Source organism: Kitasatospora sp. GAS1066B (assembly GCF_041262605.1).
GTDB lineage: Bacteria > Actinomycetota > Actinomycetes > Streptomycetales > Streptomycetaceae > Kitasatospora.
In genome coordinates, this window is the sequence record NZ_JBGCCO010000004.1 from 236,405 (window position 1) to 253,049 (window position 16,645).

Annotated in this window: 17 protein-coding genes and 2 pseudogenes; 12 read left to right on the top strand and 7 right to left on the bottom strand. The window is 71.2% G+C overall.

The features are described 5' to 3' along the window. The first annotated feature begins 168 nt into the window (after window positions 1-168). The 8 genes and pseudogenes from ABH937_RS06005 (at window position 169) to glnII (ending at window position 7,594) form a co-directional block, all read left to right on the top strand. Window positions 169-1,470: an ABC transporter substrate-binding protein gene (locus tag ABH937_RS06005; RefSeq protein WP_370217444.1), complete on the top strand. Its 1,302-nt coding sequence runs from the start codon at window positions 169-171 to the stop codon at window positions 1,468-1,470. Beyond that, the gene (locus ABH937_RS06010; protein WP_370217445.1) at window positions 1,467-2,405 is read left to right on the top strand and encodes a carbohydrate ABC transporter permease; all 939 of its coding nucleotides are present in this window, start codon (window positions 1,467-1,469) and stop codon (window positions 2,403-2,405) included. The genes ABH937_RS06005 and ABH937_RS06010 overlap by 4 nt, the downstream gene beginning before the upstream one ends. Next, window positions 2,402-3,295: a carbohydrate ABC transporter permease gene (locus ABH937_RS06015; RefSeq protein ID WP_370217447.1), complete on the top strand. Its 894-nt coding sequence runs from the start codon at window positions 2,402-2,404 to the stop codon at window positions 3,293-3,295. The genes ABH937_RS06010 and ABH937_RS06015 overlap by 4 nt, the downstream gene beginning before the upstream one ends. A gap of 58 nt (window positions 3,296-3,353) precedes the next feature. Further along, a complete protein-coding gene (locus ABH937_RS06020) occupies window positions 3,354-4,535 on the top strand; it encodes an ABC transporter ATP-binding protein (protein ID WP_370217448.1) in 1,182 nt (393 codons plus the stop codon). A 35-nt stretch (window positions 4,536-4,570) separates the two neighbouring features. Next, window positions 4,571-4,676 (top strand): annotated as a pseudogene (locus ABH937_RS06025) (uracil-DNA glycosylase); the annotation flags it as partial. Window positions 4,677-4,731: 55 nt separating this feature from the next. After that, window positions 4,732-5,202: a hypothetical protein gene (locus ABH937_RS06030; protein ID WP_280688945.1), complete on the top strand. Its 471-nt coding sequence runs from the start codon at window positions 4,732-4,734 to the stop codon at window positions 5,200-5,202. A gap of 122 nt (window positions 5,203-5,324) precedes the next feature. Further along, window positions 5,325-6,398: a hypothetical protein gene (locus ABH937_RS06035; protein ID WP_370217450.1), complete on the top strand. Its 1,074-nt coding sequence runs from the start codon at window positions 5,325-5,327 to the stop codon at window positions 6,396-6,398. Between the two features lie 173 nt (window positions 6,399-6,571). After that, the gene (gene glnII / locus ABH937_RS06040; protein WP_280688947.1) at window positions 6,572-7,594 is read left to right on the top strand and encodes a glutamine synthetase; all 1,023 of its coding nucleotides are present in this window, start codon (window positions 6,572-6,574) and stop codon (window positions 7,592-7,594) included. 75 nt (window positions 7,595-7,669) lie between these two features. On the opposite strand, the gene cobC is transcribed toward glnII, so the two are convergent. Next, a complete protein-coding gene (cobC, locus tag ABH937_RS06045) occupies window positions 7,670-9,091 on the bottom strand; it encodes an Rv2231c family pyridoxal phosphate-dependent protein CobC (RefSeq protein ID WP_370217452.1) in 1,422 nt (473 codons plus the stop codon). 89 nt (window positions 9,092-9,180) lie between these two features. On the opposite strand from cobC, the gene ABH937_RS06050 reads away from it, so the two are divergent. Next, window positions 9,181-10,080 carry an alkaline phosphatase family protein gene (locus ABH937_RS06050; protein WP_370217453.1) on the top strand — a complete coding sequence of 300 codons (900 nt, stop codon included), beginning with the start codon at window positions 9,181-9,183 and terminating at the stop codon, window positions 10,078-10,080. An 8-nt stretch (window positions 10,081-10,088) separates the two neighbouring features. Here the strand turns inward: ABH937_RS06050 and ABH937_RS06055 are convergent, their stop codons facing one another. After that, the gene (locus tag ABH937_RS06055) at window positions 10,089-10,823 is read right to left on the bottom strand and encodes a DUF2071 domain-containing protein (protein ID WP_370217454.1); all 735 of its coding nucleotides are present in this window, start codon (window positions 10,821-10,823) and stop codon (window positions 10,089-10,091) included. A gap of 33 nt (window positions 10,824-10,856) precedes the next feature. Beyond that, window positions 10,857-11,363 (bottom strand): MarR family winged helix-turn-helix transcriptional regulator, encoded by a 507-nt coding sequence (locus ABH937_RS06060; protein ID WP_280688951.1) that lies wholly within the window; start codon window positions 11,361-11,363, stop codon window positions 10,857-10,859. Between the two features lie 51 nt (window positions 11,364-11,414). Here ABH937_RS06060 and ABH937_RS06065 point away from each other — a divergent pair, with 51 nt between their 5' ends. Continuing rightward, entirely contained in the window at window positions 11,415-12,140 is a 726-nt protein-coding gene (locus ABH937_RS06065) for an SDR family oxidoreductase (protein ID WP_280688952.1), read from the top strand. Window positions 12,141-12,143: 3 nt separating this feature from the next. Here ABH937_RS06065 and ABH937_RS06070 read toward each other — a convergent pair whose 3' ends face one another. The 4 genes and pseudogenes from ABH937_RS06070 to ABH937_RS06085 all read right to left on the bottom strand — a co-directional run. Continuing rightward, entirely contained in the window at window positions 12,144-13,616 is a 1,473-nt protein-coding gene (locus tag ABH937_RS06070; RefSeq protein ID WP_280688953.1) for a phosphatidylinositol-specific phospholipase C domain-containing protein, read from the bottom strand. Between the two features lie 98 nt (window positions 13,617-13,714). Further along, on the bottom strand, window positions 13,715-13,888 hold the full coding sequence (locus ABH937_RS06075) for a hypothetical protein (RefSeq protein ID WP_280688954.1): 174 nt from the start codon (window positions 13,886-13,888) through the stop codon (window positions 13,715-13,717). Then, on the bottom strand, window positions 13,885-14,436 hold the full coding sequence (locus tag ABH937_RS06080) for a flavoprotein (RefSeq protein ID WP_280688955.1): 552 nt from the start codon (window positions 14,434-14,436) through the stop codon (window positions 13,885-13,887). Before ABH937_RS06080 ends, ABH937_RS06075 begins: the two co-directional genes overlap by 4 nt. Then, window positions 14,433-14,951 (bottom strand): annotated as a pseudogene (locus ABH937_RS06085) (hypothetical protein); the annotation flags it as partial. The gene ABH937_RS06080 and the pseudogene ABH937_RS06085, both read right to left, overlap by 4 nt. Here ABH937_RS06085 and ABH937_RS06090 point away from each other — a divergent pair. After that, a complete protein-coding gene (locus tag ABH937_RS06090) occupies window positions 14,896-15,276 on the top strand; it encodes a hypothetical protein (protein ID WP_280689058.1) in 381 nt (126 codons plus the stop codon). The pseudogene ABH937_RS06085 and the gene ABH937_RS06090 sit on opposite strands and share 56 nt — an antisense overlap. Before the next feature lie 9 nt (window positions 15,277-15,285). After that, window positions 15,286-16,407 carry a hypothetical protein gene (locus ABH937_RS06095; RefSeq protein WP_370217456.1) on the top strand — a complete coding sequence of 374 codons (1,122 nt, stop codon included), beginning with the start codon at window positions 15,286-15,288 and terminating at the stop codon, window positions 16,405-16,407. Window positions 16,408-16,645 lie beyond the last annotated feature (238 nt).

Genomic DNA, 16,645 nt, shown 5'->3' on the forward strand with positions numbered 1-16,645 from the left:
CGACCGGGGCTGCGCCACCTGCCGTCAGATCTGCTCCCGGTAGCCACTGAATCACCCAAATGCCCCTCTGTCGGATGACTGTCGCGCAGGCTTTCATGACTTAGCGTCACCTGGACTGATGACCTGTCAGATGGCGGTCTTCGCAGTGATCGGCGGCAGGGGGGACAGATGCGCGGCGATGCGGACGGACGAGCTCATCGGCGTCGCCACAGCGGCGCCCGCCGGCTGCACGCGCTCGCCGCGCTGCCACTGCTCGCCTCGGTGCTCGCCGGGTGCGGCGGGACGGCGTCGGCAGGCCCGGCCGTCCTGAACTGGTATCAGTTCCCGGACGACTCCGGCGCCCTCCAGCAGGCGGCGGACAGCTGCGGCAAGGCCTCGGGCGGCCGGTACGTCATCCACTACAACAAGCTGCCACGGACGGCGGACGGCCAGCGCCAGCAGCTCGTCCGCCGGTTGGCGGCGCACGACTCCTCGATGGACATCCTCGGGCTCGACGTCACCTGGGCGCCGGAGTTCGCCGAGGCCGGCTGGGCCCGCGAGTGGACGGGGGTGACCAAGGAGCAGGCCACCGAGGACACCCTGCCGGTGCCGCTCCAGACCACGACCTGGAAGGGCAAGCTGTACGGCGTCCCGTACAACGCCAATACGCAGCTGCTGTGGTACCGCGACGACCTGGTCCCCACGCCGCCGAAGACGTGGGCCGAGATGCTGGCGCAGGCCGAGGCGCTGGCCAAGGCCGGCAAGCCGCACTTCGTCGAGATCCAGGGCGCCCAGTACGAGGGCCTGACCGTCTGGTTCAACACCCTGATCACCAGCGCCGGCGGTGCCGTCCTGACACCCGATGCCACCGCGCCGTCCCTCGGCCCGCCGGGGGTCACCGCAGCCGGCATCATGCACGACCTGGCGACCTCCGCCGCCGCCGACCCGTCGCTGCCGAACCAGATGGAGGACCAGAACCGGCTGGCGATGGAGTCCGGCACGGCCGCCTTCGAGATCAACTACCCGTTCGTCTACCCCTCCATGAAGGCCGACCAGCCCGAGCTCTTCAAGCACTTCAAATGGGCGCCCTACCCGGGCGTCGAGCCCGGCAAGCCGGCCAGCGTGACCATCGGCGGCATCGACCTCGCCATCGGTGCGTACACCCGCCACGCCGACCTCGCCTACGAGGCCGCGCTGTGCCTGCGCAACAGCGACAACCAGAAGGTCGCCGCGCTCAAGGGCGGTCTGCCGCCCACCCTGCGCAGTCTCTACTCCGATCCGGATCTCGGCGCCAGTTACCCGTTCGCCGCCGAGATCCTGGCCTCCCTGGAAGCAGCGAGCGTGCGGCCGCAGACCCCGGCGTACCAGAACGTGTCCATCGCCATCTCGCACACGCTCTCGCCTCCCGCCTCGATCAGGCCGCGGAGCTCGATCGCCGGCCTGCGCAGCCAGATCAGCGACGCGCTGAGTTCCAAGGGGCTGATTCCATGACCGGGCCTGATCGCGCAGCACCCGACCCCGCCACCCCGAAGGGCCCCAACGCCCTGTCCGTGGCCGCCCGGCAGGAGCGCAATCTCGGCTACATGCTCTGTGCACCCGCGGTGATCGTGATGGCCGCCGTCACCGCCTACCCCATCGGGTATGCCGTCTACCTGTCGCTGCAGCGCTACGACCTGCGGTTCCCGCAGCTGGCCCACTGGGTCGGGCTCAGCAACTACGGTGCGGTGCTCACCTCTCCGTTCTGGTGGGACGCGCTCTGGGTGACGGTGGTGATCACGGTGGTCTCGGTCGCCATCGAGCTGGTCCTCGGCATGCTGCTGGCGCTGGTCATGCACCGCGCCCTCTTCGGACGCGGGGTGGTCCGTACCGCGATCCTGATCCCGTACGGGATCGTCACCGTGGTCGCTGCCTTCTCCTGGCAGTACGCCTGGACTCCGGGCACCGGCTATCTGGCCGCGCTGCTCCCGGCCGGCAGCGCGCCGTTGACCGACCACTGGCAGGCGATCGGGCTGATCATCCTCGCCGAGGTCTGGAAGACCACGCCGTTCATGGCGCTGTTGCTGCTCGCCGGGCTGGCCCTGGTGCCGGAGGAGACCGTCCGCGCGGCGATGGTGGACGGTGCCACCGCCTGGCAGCGGCTCGTCCTGGTGATCCTGCCGCTGATGAAGCCGGCCATCCTGGTGGCACTGCTCTTCCGGACCCTGGACGCCTTTCGGATCTTCGACAACATCTATGTGCTGACGTCGGGTTCCAACAACACCGCCTCGGTCTCGATCCTCGGCTACGACAACCTCTTCACCGCCCTGAACCTCGGCATCGGATCGGCGATCTCGGTGCTGATCTTCGTCTGTGTCGCGCTCATCGCGTTCGTGTTCATCAAGCTGTTCGGCACCGCTGCGCCCGGTTCGGAGATGGAACGCCGATGACCACCACCCACCCGACTGCCGCCCACCAGCCGGCCGCGCCCGGCGCCCGCCCGCGCCGCTCCACCGCACAGACCAGGCGGGTGGTCGGCTGGAGCGTCGCCAACGTGGTGGTCGTGGCCTACGCCCTCTTCCCCGTCTGGTGGATCGCCGCGCTGTCCTTCAAGGACCCGAGCACCCTGACCGACGGCGACTTCATCCCCAGCAAGTGGACCACGCAGAACTACCGGGGCATCTTCCAGACCTCCGAGTTCACCCGCGCCCTGATCAACTCGATCGGCATCGCACTGATCGCCACCGTGATCGCCGTCGTCCTCGGGACCATGGCCGCCTACGCGGTCGCCCGGCTGCGCTTCCCGGGAAAGCGACTGCTGATCGGCATGTCACTGCTGATCGCGATGTTCCCTCCGATCTCGCTGGTGTCGCCGCTGTTCAACATCGAACGGCTGCTGGGGATCTTCGACACCTGGCCGGGGCTGATCATCCCTTACATGACCTTCTCGCTGCCGCTGGCCATCTACACCCTGTCGGCGTTCTTCCGCGAGATCCCCTGGGACCTGGAGAAGGCGGCCAAGGTCGACGGCGCGACCCCGGCGCAGGCGTTCCGGCTGGTGATCGCCCCGCTCGCGGCACCCGGCGTGTTCACGACGGCGATCCTGGTCTTCATCTTCTGCTGGAACGACTTCCTCTTCGCCATCTCGCTGACCTCCACCACCAGGGCCCGCACCGTACCGGCCGCGATCGCCTTCTTCACCGGCAGTTCGCAGTTCCAACAGCCCACCGGATCCATCGCGGCGGCGGCCGTGGTGATCACCGTTCCGATCATCGTGTTCGTGCTGCTCTTCCAGCGCCACATCGTCGCCGGGCTCACCTCCGGCGCCGTCAAGGGCTAGCGCACCGCGCCACGCCGCCCAAGGCTGACACACCGTCAAGAAGAAGGAAGGCAGGACTGTGGCTGAGATCGTCCTCGAGGGGATCACCAAGCGCTACCCGGACGGCGCTGTCGCTGTCAGGGACGTCAACCTCGCCATCGCCGACGGTGAGTTCGTCATCCTGGTCGGCCCCTCGGGCTGCGGCAAGTCCACCACCCTCAACATGATCGCGGGTCTGGAGGACATCACCGAGGGCACCCTGCGGATCGGCGACCAGGTGGTCAACGACAAGCCACCGAAGGAACGCGACATCGCGATGGTCTTCCAGAGCTATGCCCTCTATCCGCACATGACGGTCCGCGCCAACATGGGCTTCGCGCTGCGGCTGGCGAAGGTGGACAAGGCGACCAGCGACGCCAAGGTGGAGGAGGCGGCCCGGATCCTCGACCTGACCGAGCACCTGGACCGCAAGCCCGCCAACCTCTCCGGCGGCCAGCGCCAGCGCGTGGCCATGGGGCGCGCCATCGTCCGCAACCCCAAGGCCTTCCTGATGGACGAGCCGCTGTCGAACCTGGACGCCAAACTCCGGGTCCAGATGCGCACCCAGATCTCCCGCCTGCAGCGCCGGCTGGGCACCACCACCGTCTACGTCACGCACGACCAGGTCGAGGCGATGACGCTGGGCGACAAGGTGGTGGTGATGCGCAGCGGAGTCGTCCAGCAGGTCGGTGCGCCGCAGCACCTGTACGACTCCCCGCGCAACCTCTTCGTCGCGGGGTTCATCGGTTCGCCCGGCATGAACTTCCTGAACGCCACGCTTGAGGAGAACGCGCTGCGCACCTCGGTCGGCGATCTCCCGCTGGACGACCGCACCCGCCAGGTGCTGACCCGCGCGGACGCGCCACGCGAGCTGATCGTCGGCATTCGCCCCGAGGACTTCGAGGAGGCCTCGCTGATGGACGGTCGGCACGGCGGCCATACCTTCACCGTCACCGTGGACGTGCTGGAGTCCGTCGGTTCGGACGTCTACCTCCACTTCACCGAGGAGGGGCCGGCACGGACCTCCGAACTGGAGGAACTCGCAGTCGACTCCGGCCTCGCGGACACCGGCGTACAGGAGCACCAACTCGTCGCCCGCCTCAGCGCCGCCACCCGCGCCGCCGAGGGCGAGCAACTGGAGCTGTGGATGAACACCTCCCGCCTCCACGTCTTCGACCCCGCCACCGGCGCCAACCTGGTCCACCCCGAGCCCACCGCCTGACCCGGACCCACGGCCGGGGTCGGCGCCCCGATGGCCCGACGGCCGCCGACCGCGGCTTCTTCGGGTCGCGTCCGTTCAGCCGGGCGAACGAGCTGCTGGCACGTCAGGGTGCGCAACCGGTGGACTTGGCGACTGTCGTAGCGCTTTGCTGGGCCCGCGCAGTCCATTCGTCGAACCCTGGAACCCTGGAGATCAGATGGTCACACCAGCCACCGGTATCAAGCCCGCGCCGCCCGCCCAGCCCGCGCCGCCCGCCCAGCCCGCGCAGACCGTCCAGCCCGCGCCACCCGCCCAGAGCGGCCCCACCGCCAACCTCGCGGTCGCCGCCTTCGCGCTGCTCATGCTGTTCCTCGGGGTGATCGCCTGGGACGGCGACACCGCGCTGCCCGACCTGATGCAGGTCGCCTCGGGCCTGGTCACCGCGCTGCTCGGCGCCGTCATCAACCCCGACCACACGGTCACCCGCCGGGCCTGGAACGGCCTGGGCGGCTGTGCGCTGCTGGCCGCCGTGGCGGCCGCCGTCGCGCTGCTGGTCTACCCCAGGCACGTCGACGCGATCCCGGCGCTGACCTCCGCGGTCGCCGCCTTCGCGGGCCTCTACATCGACACCAGCAAGATCACCCATGCCAGCACCCCGTCGCCCGCGGCATCGGACTCAGGATCCTGATTCACTCCAACGAGTGAAGAAGGGACGGGAGTTGCTCCCGGTGTGCGGTGTGGCCCGGAGGATGGCGCACTCGGAGCGCAGCAGGCGCTCTCGCATCACCGTCCACCCGTGGGGGTTCCTCCGTGCTGTCCGCTGCCCGTCCTGTCCATCGCGCCGCCGTTCACCGTGTCGCCGTTCACCGTGCTGCCGTCCACCGCGCTGCCCTCCGCCGGGCCGCCGCTCTGCTGGCCGTCACCGCGCTCACGGCGCTGCCGGTGGCGGCGCCCGCCCGGGCCGACACCCCCGAGGCCGGGCGGGCCGACGCGGTCACCGCCGAACTCGCGCTGGACGTCAGCCTGTTGAACAGCACGGTGGCCGTCCCGGTGGACATCGCGCTGAACAAGGTCGAGTCGCCGGCCGAGCAGCACGGTTCGGTGCTGAGCGCGAACGTGGCCGGCGTGGCGCAGCCGGGCCCGGTCACCCTGGTCAAGGCCGACGTGGGCAGCTCGGTGACCCACCTGGACGCCCGAGGGGCGTCCGCCGCCGTCCAGTTGCTCAACGCCGACGTGCACGCGCCGGGCCTGCCCGCCAGCACGCTGCTGGGGCTGCGGGCGCTCAGCGCCTCGGTCAGCTGCCCGGTGGACGGCTCGCCGACCGCCACCGTGAACATGCCCGCCACGCTCTCGGTGCTCGGGCACCAGGTGAGCCTGCGGGCGACCGGGCCGACCCACGTGGACGTCCCGGCGATCGGCTCGGTGGACATCGAGTTCGCGCCGCGGAGCACCACCTCCAGCACGGCCGCGGCGGCCGCGCTCTCGGTCCACGTCGCGTTGAATCCGCTGAACCTCAACGTCGCCAAGGTGGACGGCACCATCACGGTGGCGTCGGTGAGTTGCGTCACACCCGGTGCTGCCGCGGCTCCGTCGATGCCGGCGTCGGCGCCGGCGTCCGCCGGCTCGACCGTTCCGGGGCCGCCCGCTTCCGGCCCGGCTGCTCCCGGCCCGGTGCCCGTCGCCCAGGTTGCCGCCGCCGCGAGCCCGACCCCCGGCGCCGCCACGCCGACCCCCAGCCGGCGCCCCGCCGCCCCAGCCGCCGCACTCGCGTTCACTGGTAACACCAGCGTCATCCCGCTCCTCGCCGGAGCGGCCGCGCTGATGACTTTCGGTGCCGCCGCGATCATGGTCTCCCGCCGCCGGCGCGCCACGCACCGGCGCTGACCTGCGCGGATACCGGTCGACGCGGACCGCGGGCGGACGCTGGCACTCTCGGAGCGTGAGGGTGCAACTTCGCATAGTCGGTTCACATGCTGGTTACACAAGAGGAACAGTGGGGAAACGGCGACTTGCAACGCTACGCAGGCACCCACCGAGACATTGCGAGGTAAACCGCCGTGGCTATCAAGGCCGAGTACATCTGGATCGACGGCACCAAGCCGACCGCCAAGCTCCGTTCCAAGACTCGGATCCTGGCCAACGCCGATTCGCTGCCGACCTGGGGCTTCGATGGTTCCTCCACCAACCAGGCCGAGGGCCACGCCTCGGACCGCGTGCTGGCCCCGGTCGCCTCGTTCCCGGACCCGATCCGCGGCGGCGACAACGTCCTGGTGCTGTGCGAGGTCAACGAGACGGACGGCACCCCGCACGTCTCCAACACCCGCGCGCTGCTGCGTCCGATCGCCGAGCGGTTCGCCGGCCAGGAGGCGATCTTCGGCATCGAGCAGGAGTACACCTTCTTCAAGGGCTCGCGTCCGCTGGGCTTCCCCGACGCCGGCTTCCCGGCCCCGCAGGGCGGTTACTACTGCGGCATCGGCGCGGAGGAGGTCTTCGGCCGCGAGATCGTCGAGCTGCACCTGGACCGCTGCCTGGCCGCGGGCCTGGCGATCTGCGGCATCAACGCCGAGGTCATGCCCGGCCAGTGGGAGTTCCAGATCGGCCCGGTCGACGCGCTGACCGTCTCCGACCACCTGTGGGTGGCCCGCTACCTGCTCTACCGCACCGCCGAGGAGTTCGGCATCGACGCCACCCTGGACGCCAAGCCGGTGCGCGGCGACTGGAACGGCGCGGGCGCGCACACCAACTTCTCCACCAAGGCGATGCGTGAGGGCTACGACGCCATCATCGCCGCCTGCGAGTCGCTGGGCGCCTCCCAGGAGATCGTCCTGGAGCACGTCAGCCAGTACGGCGACGAGATCCAGTCCCGCCTGACCGGCAAGCACGAGACCGCCCCGTGGAACGTCTACTCCTACGGCGTCTCCGACCGCGGCGCCTCGGTGCGCATCCCGTGGCAGGTCGAGGTGGAGAAGAAGGGCTACATCGAGGACCGTCGCCCCAACGCCAACGTCGACCCGTACGTGGTGACCCGCCTGCTGGTCAACACCTGCTGCTCCGCGCTGGAGAAGGCCGACCTGGTCTGACCCACCGTCAGCACCCCGCTGCCCGCCTGCCCTTGCGAGGGCCGGCGGGCAGTGCTGTGTCCACCGGGCGCCCGGCTAGCCGGTCGACTCCCGGCAGCGTTCGAGGGCCTCGACGAAGGCGTCCGTGGTCGCCCGGTCCCGCACCGCCACCCGCAGCCAGTCGGCGCCCAGGCCGGGGAAGGTGTCGCCGCGGCGCGCCGCGAAGCCCGCGGCGCGCAGTCGCGCCCGCACCCGGTCGGCGCCCGCCAGCTCGATCAGCACGAAGGACGCGGCCGGTTCGCCGTGCACCCGCAGCCAGGGGAGTTCGCCCAGCCGGGTCAGCAGGTGCGCCCGGTCCGTGCAGAGCTGCCGGGCCGCCGCCTCGGCCTGCGCCAACGCGGCTTCGGCGCTGCACAGTTCGGCAGCGATCAGGCCCAAGGAGGAGACCGGCCAGAGCGGTTGGGCCCGGCTCAGCTCGGCGACCAGCGAGGCCGGGGCCAGCAGGTAGCCGATCCGCAGCCCGGCCAGCCCCCAGGTCTTCGTCAGGCTGCGCAACACCACGACCTGGCCCGGGAGTTCCCGCAGCTCCGCGAGCGACTCGGGCTCGCCGGGGACGGTGTCCATGAACGCCTCGTCGACCACCAGGGTGCGCCCGGGCCTGGCCAGCGCGGCCAGCGCGGCGGCGGGGTGCAGGATCGAGGTCGGATTGGTCGGGTTGCCGATCACCACCAGGTCGGCCTGCTCGGGCACCGCCCCGGCGGTCAGCCGGAAGCCGTCCGCCGCGCCGAGCAGCACCCGGTGCACCGGGATCCCGGCATCGCGCAGCGCCGCCTCCGGCTCGGTGAACTGCGGGTGCACCACCACCGCGTGGCGCGGGCGCAGGGTGCGGGCCAGCAGCACGTAGGCCTCGGCGGCCCCGGCGGTCAGCAGCACCTCGGCGACCGGCCGGCCGTGCCGGGCGGCGACGGCGGCCCGGGCCGCGCTCTGCTCGGGGTAGGCGGCCAGCTCACCGAGGGCGGCGGCGAGCGCCTCGCGCAGCCAGCCGGGCGGGGTACCGGTGCGCACGTTCACCGCGAGGTCGACCAGGCCGGCGGCTCGGACCTCGGCGTCGCCGTGGTGGCGCAGATCCGGCTCGGCGGCCGGCAGGGTGGCGACCGCCACCGTCGAGCGGGCCGACTTCCGCTTCCCGACCAGCAGTTCGCCGCCGCCGAGCAGCGCGGCCGCCTCCGCCACGCTCGCCGTCCCGGCGGCCGCCAGCACCGCCGCCGACGGGTTCGGCACCGCGACGGCGGCCAACTCGCCCGCCGGGTGGCCGACCAGCGGCACGCCCAGCGCTCGGGCCGCGCCCAGCAGCCCGGGCTCGGCGCTCCGCTGCTCGGCGGTGGCCAGCCGCCGCACGGCCGCCGTTGCCAGACCGGCCTCGGCCAGCGCGGCGCCGATCAGGTCGAGCACCTCGCCCTCGGCCACTCCGGCGCTCGCCCCGACGCCGACCACCACGCCGTCCTCAGTACCGTTCACCTGTGATTTCTCCCTCCGCGCCCCGGAATCATGTCACGCTGCCGGTGCGGCGCCCGAGCCGCGTCGCGCCCGGGTGGCAGGCTGTCGGCATGCTCCGCCGCCCGCACCTGCTGGTCGCGCTCGCGTCCGCCGCCGTCCTCGCCACCGGCTGCCTGGACAGCGCGCCGCCCCCGTCGGGCGCCACCACCGCTACCACTGCCACCGCTACTGCGACGGTCGCCGAACTGCCCCGGCCCGATCACGTGCTGGTGGTGGTGCTGGAGAACCACGCGTACGGCCAGATCGTCGGCAACCCCGACGCCCCGTACCTGAACGGCACGCTCAAGGCCGGCGGTGCCGACCTCACCGACTCGCACGCCCTCACCCACCCGAGCGAGCCCAACTACTACGCGCTCTTCTCCGGCAGCACCCAGGGCCGCACCGACGACAGCTGCGTCGCCGTCGGCTCGCTCGGCGCGCCCAACCTCGGCGCCGAGCTACTGGCCGCCGGAGAGCGCTGGGCCAGCTACAACGAGTCGCTGCCGAACCAGGGTTCGACACTCTGCGCCGGCGGCGAGTACGCGCAGAAGCACAACCCGTGGTTCGGCTTCGGCAACGTCCCGCTCGACACCGCCCACACCTTCGCCCAGTTCCCGGCCGACTACAGCACCCTGCCCAAGGTCGGCTTCGTGATCCCCAACCTCTGCGACGACCTGCACGACTGCCCGGTCGCGACCGGTGACGCCTGGCTGAAGAACAACCTCGGCGGCTACGCGAGTTGGGCGCAGAGCCACAACAGCATGCTGGTCGTCACCTTCGACGAGGACGACAACGGCCCCACCAACCAGATCCCCACCCTGCTCTACGGGCAGCACGTGACCCCCGGCAGCACCGCCGGGGCCCGCTACACCCACCTCGACCTGCTGCGGACCCTGGAGGACCTGGCCGGCCTGACCAGCCACGCCGGGGGTGCCGCGACGGCCGGGGACATCACGGGCATCTGGAACTGACGCTTACTTCAGCCGAGTTGTCGTCGGGGTGGGGTGTGCACGTCGAACAGGACGCTGTGCTGCAGGCCCGCGTGGCACGGGGGCTGGTCCTCGGCGATCAGGCCCAGGGCGGTGAGGGCCTGGCTGCGCGCGCCGGTCACCTCGGCCTGCCGCAGGGCGAGCGGCTGGTGCCAGACCGAGTAGCGGCCGATCCCCGTGCCGTCGCGGCGGGGGTACCAGCCGAGCGCCGGGTCGAGCAGGATCCGGCTGGCCTCACCCTGGTCCGCGAAGCCCGCCGGGGTGGGCAGCGCCCGCCCGGTGCCGCGCAGGTCCACGGCGGCCGAGCCCCAACCGCCCACCGTCCGCAGCCGCCACTGGGTCAGGCCGGCCTCGCCCAGCCGGGAGGCCACCCGCACCGACTCGTGGTGCCAGGGCATCTGCCAGGCGGTGCGCGCCACTTGGACCAGCCGGCTGCTGAGCGAGGTGCCGAAGAACCAGACGCCGCGTTCGCCCCCGCGCCGCACGTACGCCCGGTAGTTCACCTGCCCCGCCGAGAACCGCACCGGCGGTGCCAGCCGGAAGTGGAAGTGCCGGTCGCGGAACGCCACCAGCGAGACCAGTGCGGCCCCGTCCCGGATGTCCGGCTCGAACCCGGCGGGCAGCAGCGCCGCCACTCGCTCCGGGTCCGCTGCCCAAGTCACCAACGCGAAGTCGGTCAGCTCGGCCACCGCGTGATGCCAGCGCACCTTCGGTCGTCCGTCCACAGCGCCCCCCTCGGCCGTTCGATGGCAGAAATGCTAGCCCCGGGGCAGCGCGGCCAGCAGCTTGGCCAGCAGTCCGGCCAGTTCCGCCTGCTCCGGCCCGTCCAACGCCCCGTCCACCAGCCCCTGTTCGTGCCGAAGCAGGTCGCCCACCGCCGCCTCGACGGCCGCGTGCCCGCCGGCGGTCAGCTCCACCGGCACCGCCCGGCTCCCCGGTTCGGTGGGCAACCGGCGGACCAGGCCGGCCTGTTCGGCCCGGTCGACCCGCTGGGTGACGGCGCCGGCGGTGATCATCGAGCGGGCGGCCAGCTCCCGGGTGGTCAGGCGGTAGGGTGCACCGGCCCGGCGGAGCGTGCTGAGCAGGTCGAGGGTGGCGTCGTCCATCGCCACCCGGGCCAGGGTGCGCCGCCGGTCGTCGGTGAGCAGCTTGGCGGCCTGCCGGATCCGGGTCAGGATCGGGATCGAGCCGACCGGCAGGTCCGGCTGCTCGCGCTGCCAGGCCCGGGCGATCGCGGCGGCGAGGTCGTCTTCGGGTGCGGTCATGGTGCTAGTGTGCCAGCTACGTTTAGGTCTAAACGAGGGGAGCATCGCACGATGCGTCAGATCATCGTCTCCGGGGGCGGCACCGGCATCGGACGGGCGGTCGCCGCCGCCTTCGCCGACCAGGGCGACCAGGTGGTGATCACCGGCCGCCGCCAGGAGGTACTGGACCGGACCGCCGCCGAACTGGGCCCGGCCGTCCGCCCGGTCGCCTTCGACGCCGCCGACCCGGCCCAGGTGACGGCCGCGCTGGCCGAACTCCCGGACCGGGTCGACGTGCTGGTCAACAACGCCGGCGGCAACACCGACATCGGCGCCGAGCCCGGACCGGGCCTGGCCGGCCTGGCCGCCGCCTGGCGGGCCAACCTCGACGCCAACCTGCTCTCCGCCGTGCTGCTCACCACGGCCCTGCGCGAGCGCCTGCGCCCCGGCGGCACGGTGGTCAACCTCAGTTCGATCGCCGCCCACCGTGGCGGCTCCGGCTCCTACGGCGCCGCCAAGGCTGCCGTCGAGGCCTGGACCCTCACGCTGGCCCAGCAGCTCGGCCCCGAGGGGATCACCGCCAACGTGATCGCCCCCGGCTACATCGAGGACACCGAGTTCTTCGGCGCCGGCATCGCACCCGAGCGCCGCGCCTGGAACATCGAGAGCGCCCTGAACCGCCGCGCCGGCACCCCCGCCGACATCGCCGGCACTGCGCTCTACCTGGCCTCGCCGGCCGCCACACACCTGACCGGCCAGACGCTGCACCTCAACGGGGGCACCTTCAGCGGACGTTGACCGCTACGGGAGGCTCCAGTGCTGCGCCGGGGTCCCGTTGCAGGACCAGATCTGCAGCCGCGTGCCGTCCGTCGTGCTGGACGACGGATCGTCCAGGCACAGCCCCGACTGGGAACTCACCAGCGCACCGCTGCCGTTCGCGCTCCACTGCTGGTTCGCCCCGCCGTTGCACGGCCACAGCTCGACCAGGGTGCCCGGGCTGGTGGCCGCGCCGGTGACGTCCAGGCACTGGCCGTTGATCCGCAGCGTGCCGTCGGTGGCCGGGCGCCACTGCTGGGCGGCGGTGCCGTTGCAGCTGTACAGGTCGACGGTGGCGCCGTTCGCGGTCGAGTCGTAGTAGTCGTCCAGGCACTTGCCCGCGATGCCCGAACTCACCGGCCCGGTCCGCCAGATGCCGGGGTTGCGGTCGATCAGGCCCGCGATCACCGCCCACCCGGGGAAGTCCATCCGCAGCACGCCGGTCTTCCCCGGGCCGCCGGCGTTCAGGTAGTCGAGCAGGTGCTGGTTCTCGCCCTCGCCCCCGAGGTAGCCGCCCGCCATGTCGGCCGGATCCGCGCCCAGCGGTGCGCAGTTGGCCGAGGTGTAGGTGACGTACAGGCCACCGGAGGTGTCGTTCGCCGCGTTCGTCAGGTTGCTCTGCGCCTCGCCCCACTTCTTGCCGAGGTCGCACTGCGTCCAGTCGTTCTCCACCGTGCTGCCCGAGTCGCCGCCGGGCAGCTGGGACAGTCCGAAGCCCGGGTACACCTCGCCGCTCGGGCCGGTGAAGTCGGCCAGCACGATGTGACCCCGCGCCTGGCCGAGCGTCGGCGTGGCGGCGGTGCTGCTGCCGGTCACGGTGGGCGCGTAGAACAGCCCCGGGTAGCGGGCCAGATAGCCGTCGAAGATGTTGATCCGGTCGGCCGCGGTGGTGTTCGACGGGTCGTCGGCGCAGTGGCCGATCGAGGCCGTGCCGCTGCCGCCCTCGGTGGTGTCCGCGTCGCACTCGCCGTGCAGGTTCATCACGACCGTCTCGCCGGGATGCGCGCTCAGGAAGGCCTGGGCGTGCGTCAGCACGTCGTCGAAGTTCGCGTTCTGGTAGACGTCGGTGTGGTGGATGGTGAACGCGCCGCCGATCACCCGCACCCGGATGTCGATCGCGCGGATCCCGGCGTCCAGCTGCGCGGTCAGAGTGGCGGCGCTGTCGCCGTGGTCCTCCTGCGCCTCGTAGGCCCAGGGCGCGAGGCCGCCGTGGATGGCCAGCGTGTCGTGCGTGCCGGGGATGGACATCGCGCCCAGGCCGGTGCCGTCCGGCACCTGGGCCATCCAGTCGGGGTGGCTCTGGCCGGTCAGGCTGTTGAAGGCTTCCGAGGAAGAGCTCGGCTGGGCGACGGCCGTCACCGGTGCCGCCAGCAGCGCCCCGCTCGCGGCAGCGAGTGTGGCGGCGACGGCAACGGCGGCTCTGACGGCACGCGGCGGAAATAACGAGGGGATGTGCACGGGGATCCTCCATAGGTGCGGGAGAGGTCAGTCGCCTGCCCGTCGGTCGGGCGGCCGTGCGATTCTCCGCCCAGGAGGCCAGCGGCGGAAGGCCGCCGTCAGTCGCCGCAGGGCACGAGACCAGCCGGCTCCGGCACGGACCCGAACGGCACCGGGATCCGCACGCGGCCGCCGAACTTCCCATCGCTGCGCGTGTGGTACTGGTCGTGATCGGGCTCCGAGAAGAGCGTTACCGTCTGCTGACGCGGGTCGGTGATCAGGTAGAAGCTCACGGTGTCCCTCCGACCGACTGCGCCACCGGGCGAAGCAGGTCGAGCACGTGGGTCCAGTTGTAGTGGTCACGACCGCCGCCGGCCTTGGGCTTGTGGGGCACGTAGTCGCCGATCAGGACGTCCATGGACCGGAGTCGGGCCAGGCTCTCGTCGTAGGCAGGGTGTGCCGCCTGGGCGGAGTTGACGTACGGCTGGACGGCCACCGGGATGCCGAGCCCGTACGCCTCGCAGAGGATGCCGAGCGCGAGCGTGTCCGAGATGCCGGCGGCCCACTTGTTGATCGTGTTGAACGTCGCGGGGGCGACCGCGATGGCGTCGGCCGGAGGGAGTGGCTGCGGGATGCTGGGCGTGCGCCACGCCGAACGGATCGGGTAGCCCGTCTGAGCCTCGATGGCTTCCTGGTCTATGAAACCGAGCCCGTTCGGGGTGGCGATCACGCCGACCTTCCAGCCCTCGGCATGGGCAGCGGTGATCAGCTCACTCACCCCGTCCGCGATGCCAGAAGCGCAGACGATGACATACAGGAACGGCTCGCGGTGCTCGGTCAAACCTGGACTCCCAACTCCTGGCAGAAACGGCGAAGCTCCGGGACAGCGCCGCGCCGGTCGCGAGCAGCCATGTCACCGGCCAGCTCCAGCACGCTGGGCCGTCGGTGGATGTCCTCCGAGGCACAGCTCTCCGCGACCCTGAGCGCTTTGTATCCCTCGGCCAGTCTGCCTTGCTGGCTGTACGCCCGTGCAGCCTCCACCCATAGTGCCGCCCGACGCTCGGGGACCGGGATGCGTCTGCGCATCAGAGGCCGGGCGGCTTCCAGCGCCGTCCCAGCGTCGCCCAGCACTACCGAGGCGCTCACCGAATGGAGCGCGACGTTGGTCGGACTGAAGTTCGCCCAGGCCTCGGGGCTGTCGAGATCGACGTAGCGCGCGACCTCTTGGGCCTCGGCGAGGAACTCGGCGGTCGTGGCGCGGTCGCCACCGGCGCTTGCGGCCGTAACCCCGCGAAGGAGCATGAGCCCCAGCGCGGCAAGGTACTCAGGTGGGCGCCGGCGCGAGCTGTTCGACACCTACCCCGACCTGGCCGAGGACCGCCGACTACGGAAGCACGTCTGGACCGCCCCCGGCGGCGGCGAATCGCTTGCTGAGGGCGTGATCAAGAGGGCCTCCGAGTTCGCCACACTGGCCCAGGCCGAACTGCGTTCGCCCCGCACGGTTATCGCCTTCACCCACCAGACCGCTGCCGTGGCGCTCCGGTCGCTCCTCGAATGTCGGCCCCTGCCCGACCTACTCGCTGAGGAGCGGAAGGGCAAGCTGCCCAATGCCGCGATCCTGCACTACGAGCTGCAGGACGGCCAGTTCACTGGAACGGGGATGACCATCCCGCCGATCTAGGAGGAGCCCGTGCCACACCTGTTCCTCAACGGGCCTGTCCAGAACGGGCCCTTCACCTTCGAGACCAACCCAGGCAAAGCAGTCGGCATCCGCCTCGCCGAGGCCCTGAACGCCATCCTGGGCATGCCACCCGTTCTGCATCTCTGGAACACCGTGGCCCTGACAGGCGATCTGCGGTACCGGCAGACCAGTCGGGAGGGCGTCTCCCGCCAGACGTTCGAGACCGATCTCATCGCGGGCAAGTACCCGCTTGGACACTTACCGGTTGCCGGCATCGTCACCGATACGGACGCCGAGGTCACGAGCCTCGCTCTGGAGATGATCGAGAACAACCTCCGCGCCAGCACTCTGGAGATCAGCCGGGAGACCGTTCCCACTTGTCGAGCCTGCGGTCAAATGGTCGGCGGTGGCACCCATCCTTGCAACGCCTGCGGCAACACCGACACCCAGGACATCACCAGGCTGCACCTTGTTTCCTGCCCGGTGAAGGACCACCCGGTGCTCGATCGCACGGACATTCACGCGAGCCACCGCCAGCAGCCCAAGCACCTACGGAACACCGTCGGCAATGGCGGCCAGCGCCTCATCCTCTCCCGAACCCGGGACCACGGCGTGGACCTGTCGCCCGTCGGACTCCCCGGCCTCGTGCTGGATCCGAGGACCGGCATCCACGCCACCGTTCTCGCCGCAGCTCGAAGGCAGCAGGCGGACATAGCCGTCATGACCACCACCCAGAACGCTGCCAACCACATCGCGGCCCATGGCCAGCACTTCCGCGAATATGACGGCACCCGCCTGCAGTACACCCTGCACGGCCATCTCCCCTATGACCACACAGCAGGCCTTCGGCCCGTGCACGACGCATACCGAGCCACCGAGGCGGTCAGGGTCGCCTTCGAAGCCTGGTTCCTCCCGCTCTTCGCCCTGAAGGCCAAGACCACAACTCGATCGGACCAGCTTCCCGCACTCTTCAAGCACTTCATTCGGGCGCATATGGCCCGGCCAGACGAGGCCCACGAGGCTGCCATCAGGGATGTACGGCGCTCGGTCGAGGCCGGCGACCCCGAATGGATCACGGACAAGCGGGCCCTGGCCAACGTCATGGCTGCTTCTGGCGCCTTCTTGGAGTGAGGGCGAGCTATTCCACGGCTGAGGGCGGTCAGCCGTACCAGCAACGCGCCCGGTCTCCCCGGCGCGCTGCTGGTAGGGCTCAGCATCGCTCGAACGGGTGAGCGTGACCCGAGCACCTCCCTGCGGAGAGCGCGTGGGCGGACGATTGCCTGATGGCGACGAGTGGGGCGGGTGGGGACTTGAACAGGGTGAGGCATTGTGATCGGTGGGTCGACGTCACCGTCCTGGTCCGCGATGA

Excerpts from the sequence above, each read along its gene's own strand:
- ABH937_RS06060 (WP_280688951.1), bottom strand. The coding sequence starts at position 11,363 with ATGACCGCACCCGAAGACGACCTCGCCGCCGCGATCGCCCGGGCCTGG.
- ABH937_RS06010 (WP_370217445.1), top strand. The coding sequence starts at position 1,467 with ATGACCGGGCCTGATCGCGCAGCACCCGACCCCGCCACCCCGAAGGGC.
- ABH937_RS06005 (WP_370217444.1), top strand. The coding sequence starts at position 169 with ATGCGCGGCGATGCGGACGGACGAGCTCATCGGCGTCGCCACAGCGGC.
- ABH937_RS06050 (WP_370217453.1), top strand. The coding sequence starts at position 9,181 with ATGCTCCGCCGCCCGCACCTGCTGGTCGCGCTCGCGTCCGCCGCCGTC.
- ABH937_RS06065 (WP_280688952.1), top strand. The coding sequence starts at position 11,415 with ATGCGTCAGATCATCGTCTCCGGGGGCGGCACCGGCATCGGACGGGCG.
- ABH937_RS06090 (WP_280689058.1), top strand. The coding sequence starts at position 14,896 with ATGAGCCCCAGCGCGGCAAGGTACTCAGGTGGGCGCCGGCGCGAGCTG.
- ABH937_RS06015 (WP_370217447.1), top strand. The coding sequence starts at position 2,402 with ATGACCACCACCCACCCGACTGCCGCCCACCAGCCGGCCGCGCCCGGC.
- ABH937_RS06030 (WP_280688945.1), top strand. The coding sequence starts at position 4,732 with ATGGTCACACCAGCCACCGGTATCAAGCCCGCGCCGCCCGCCCAGCCC.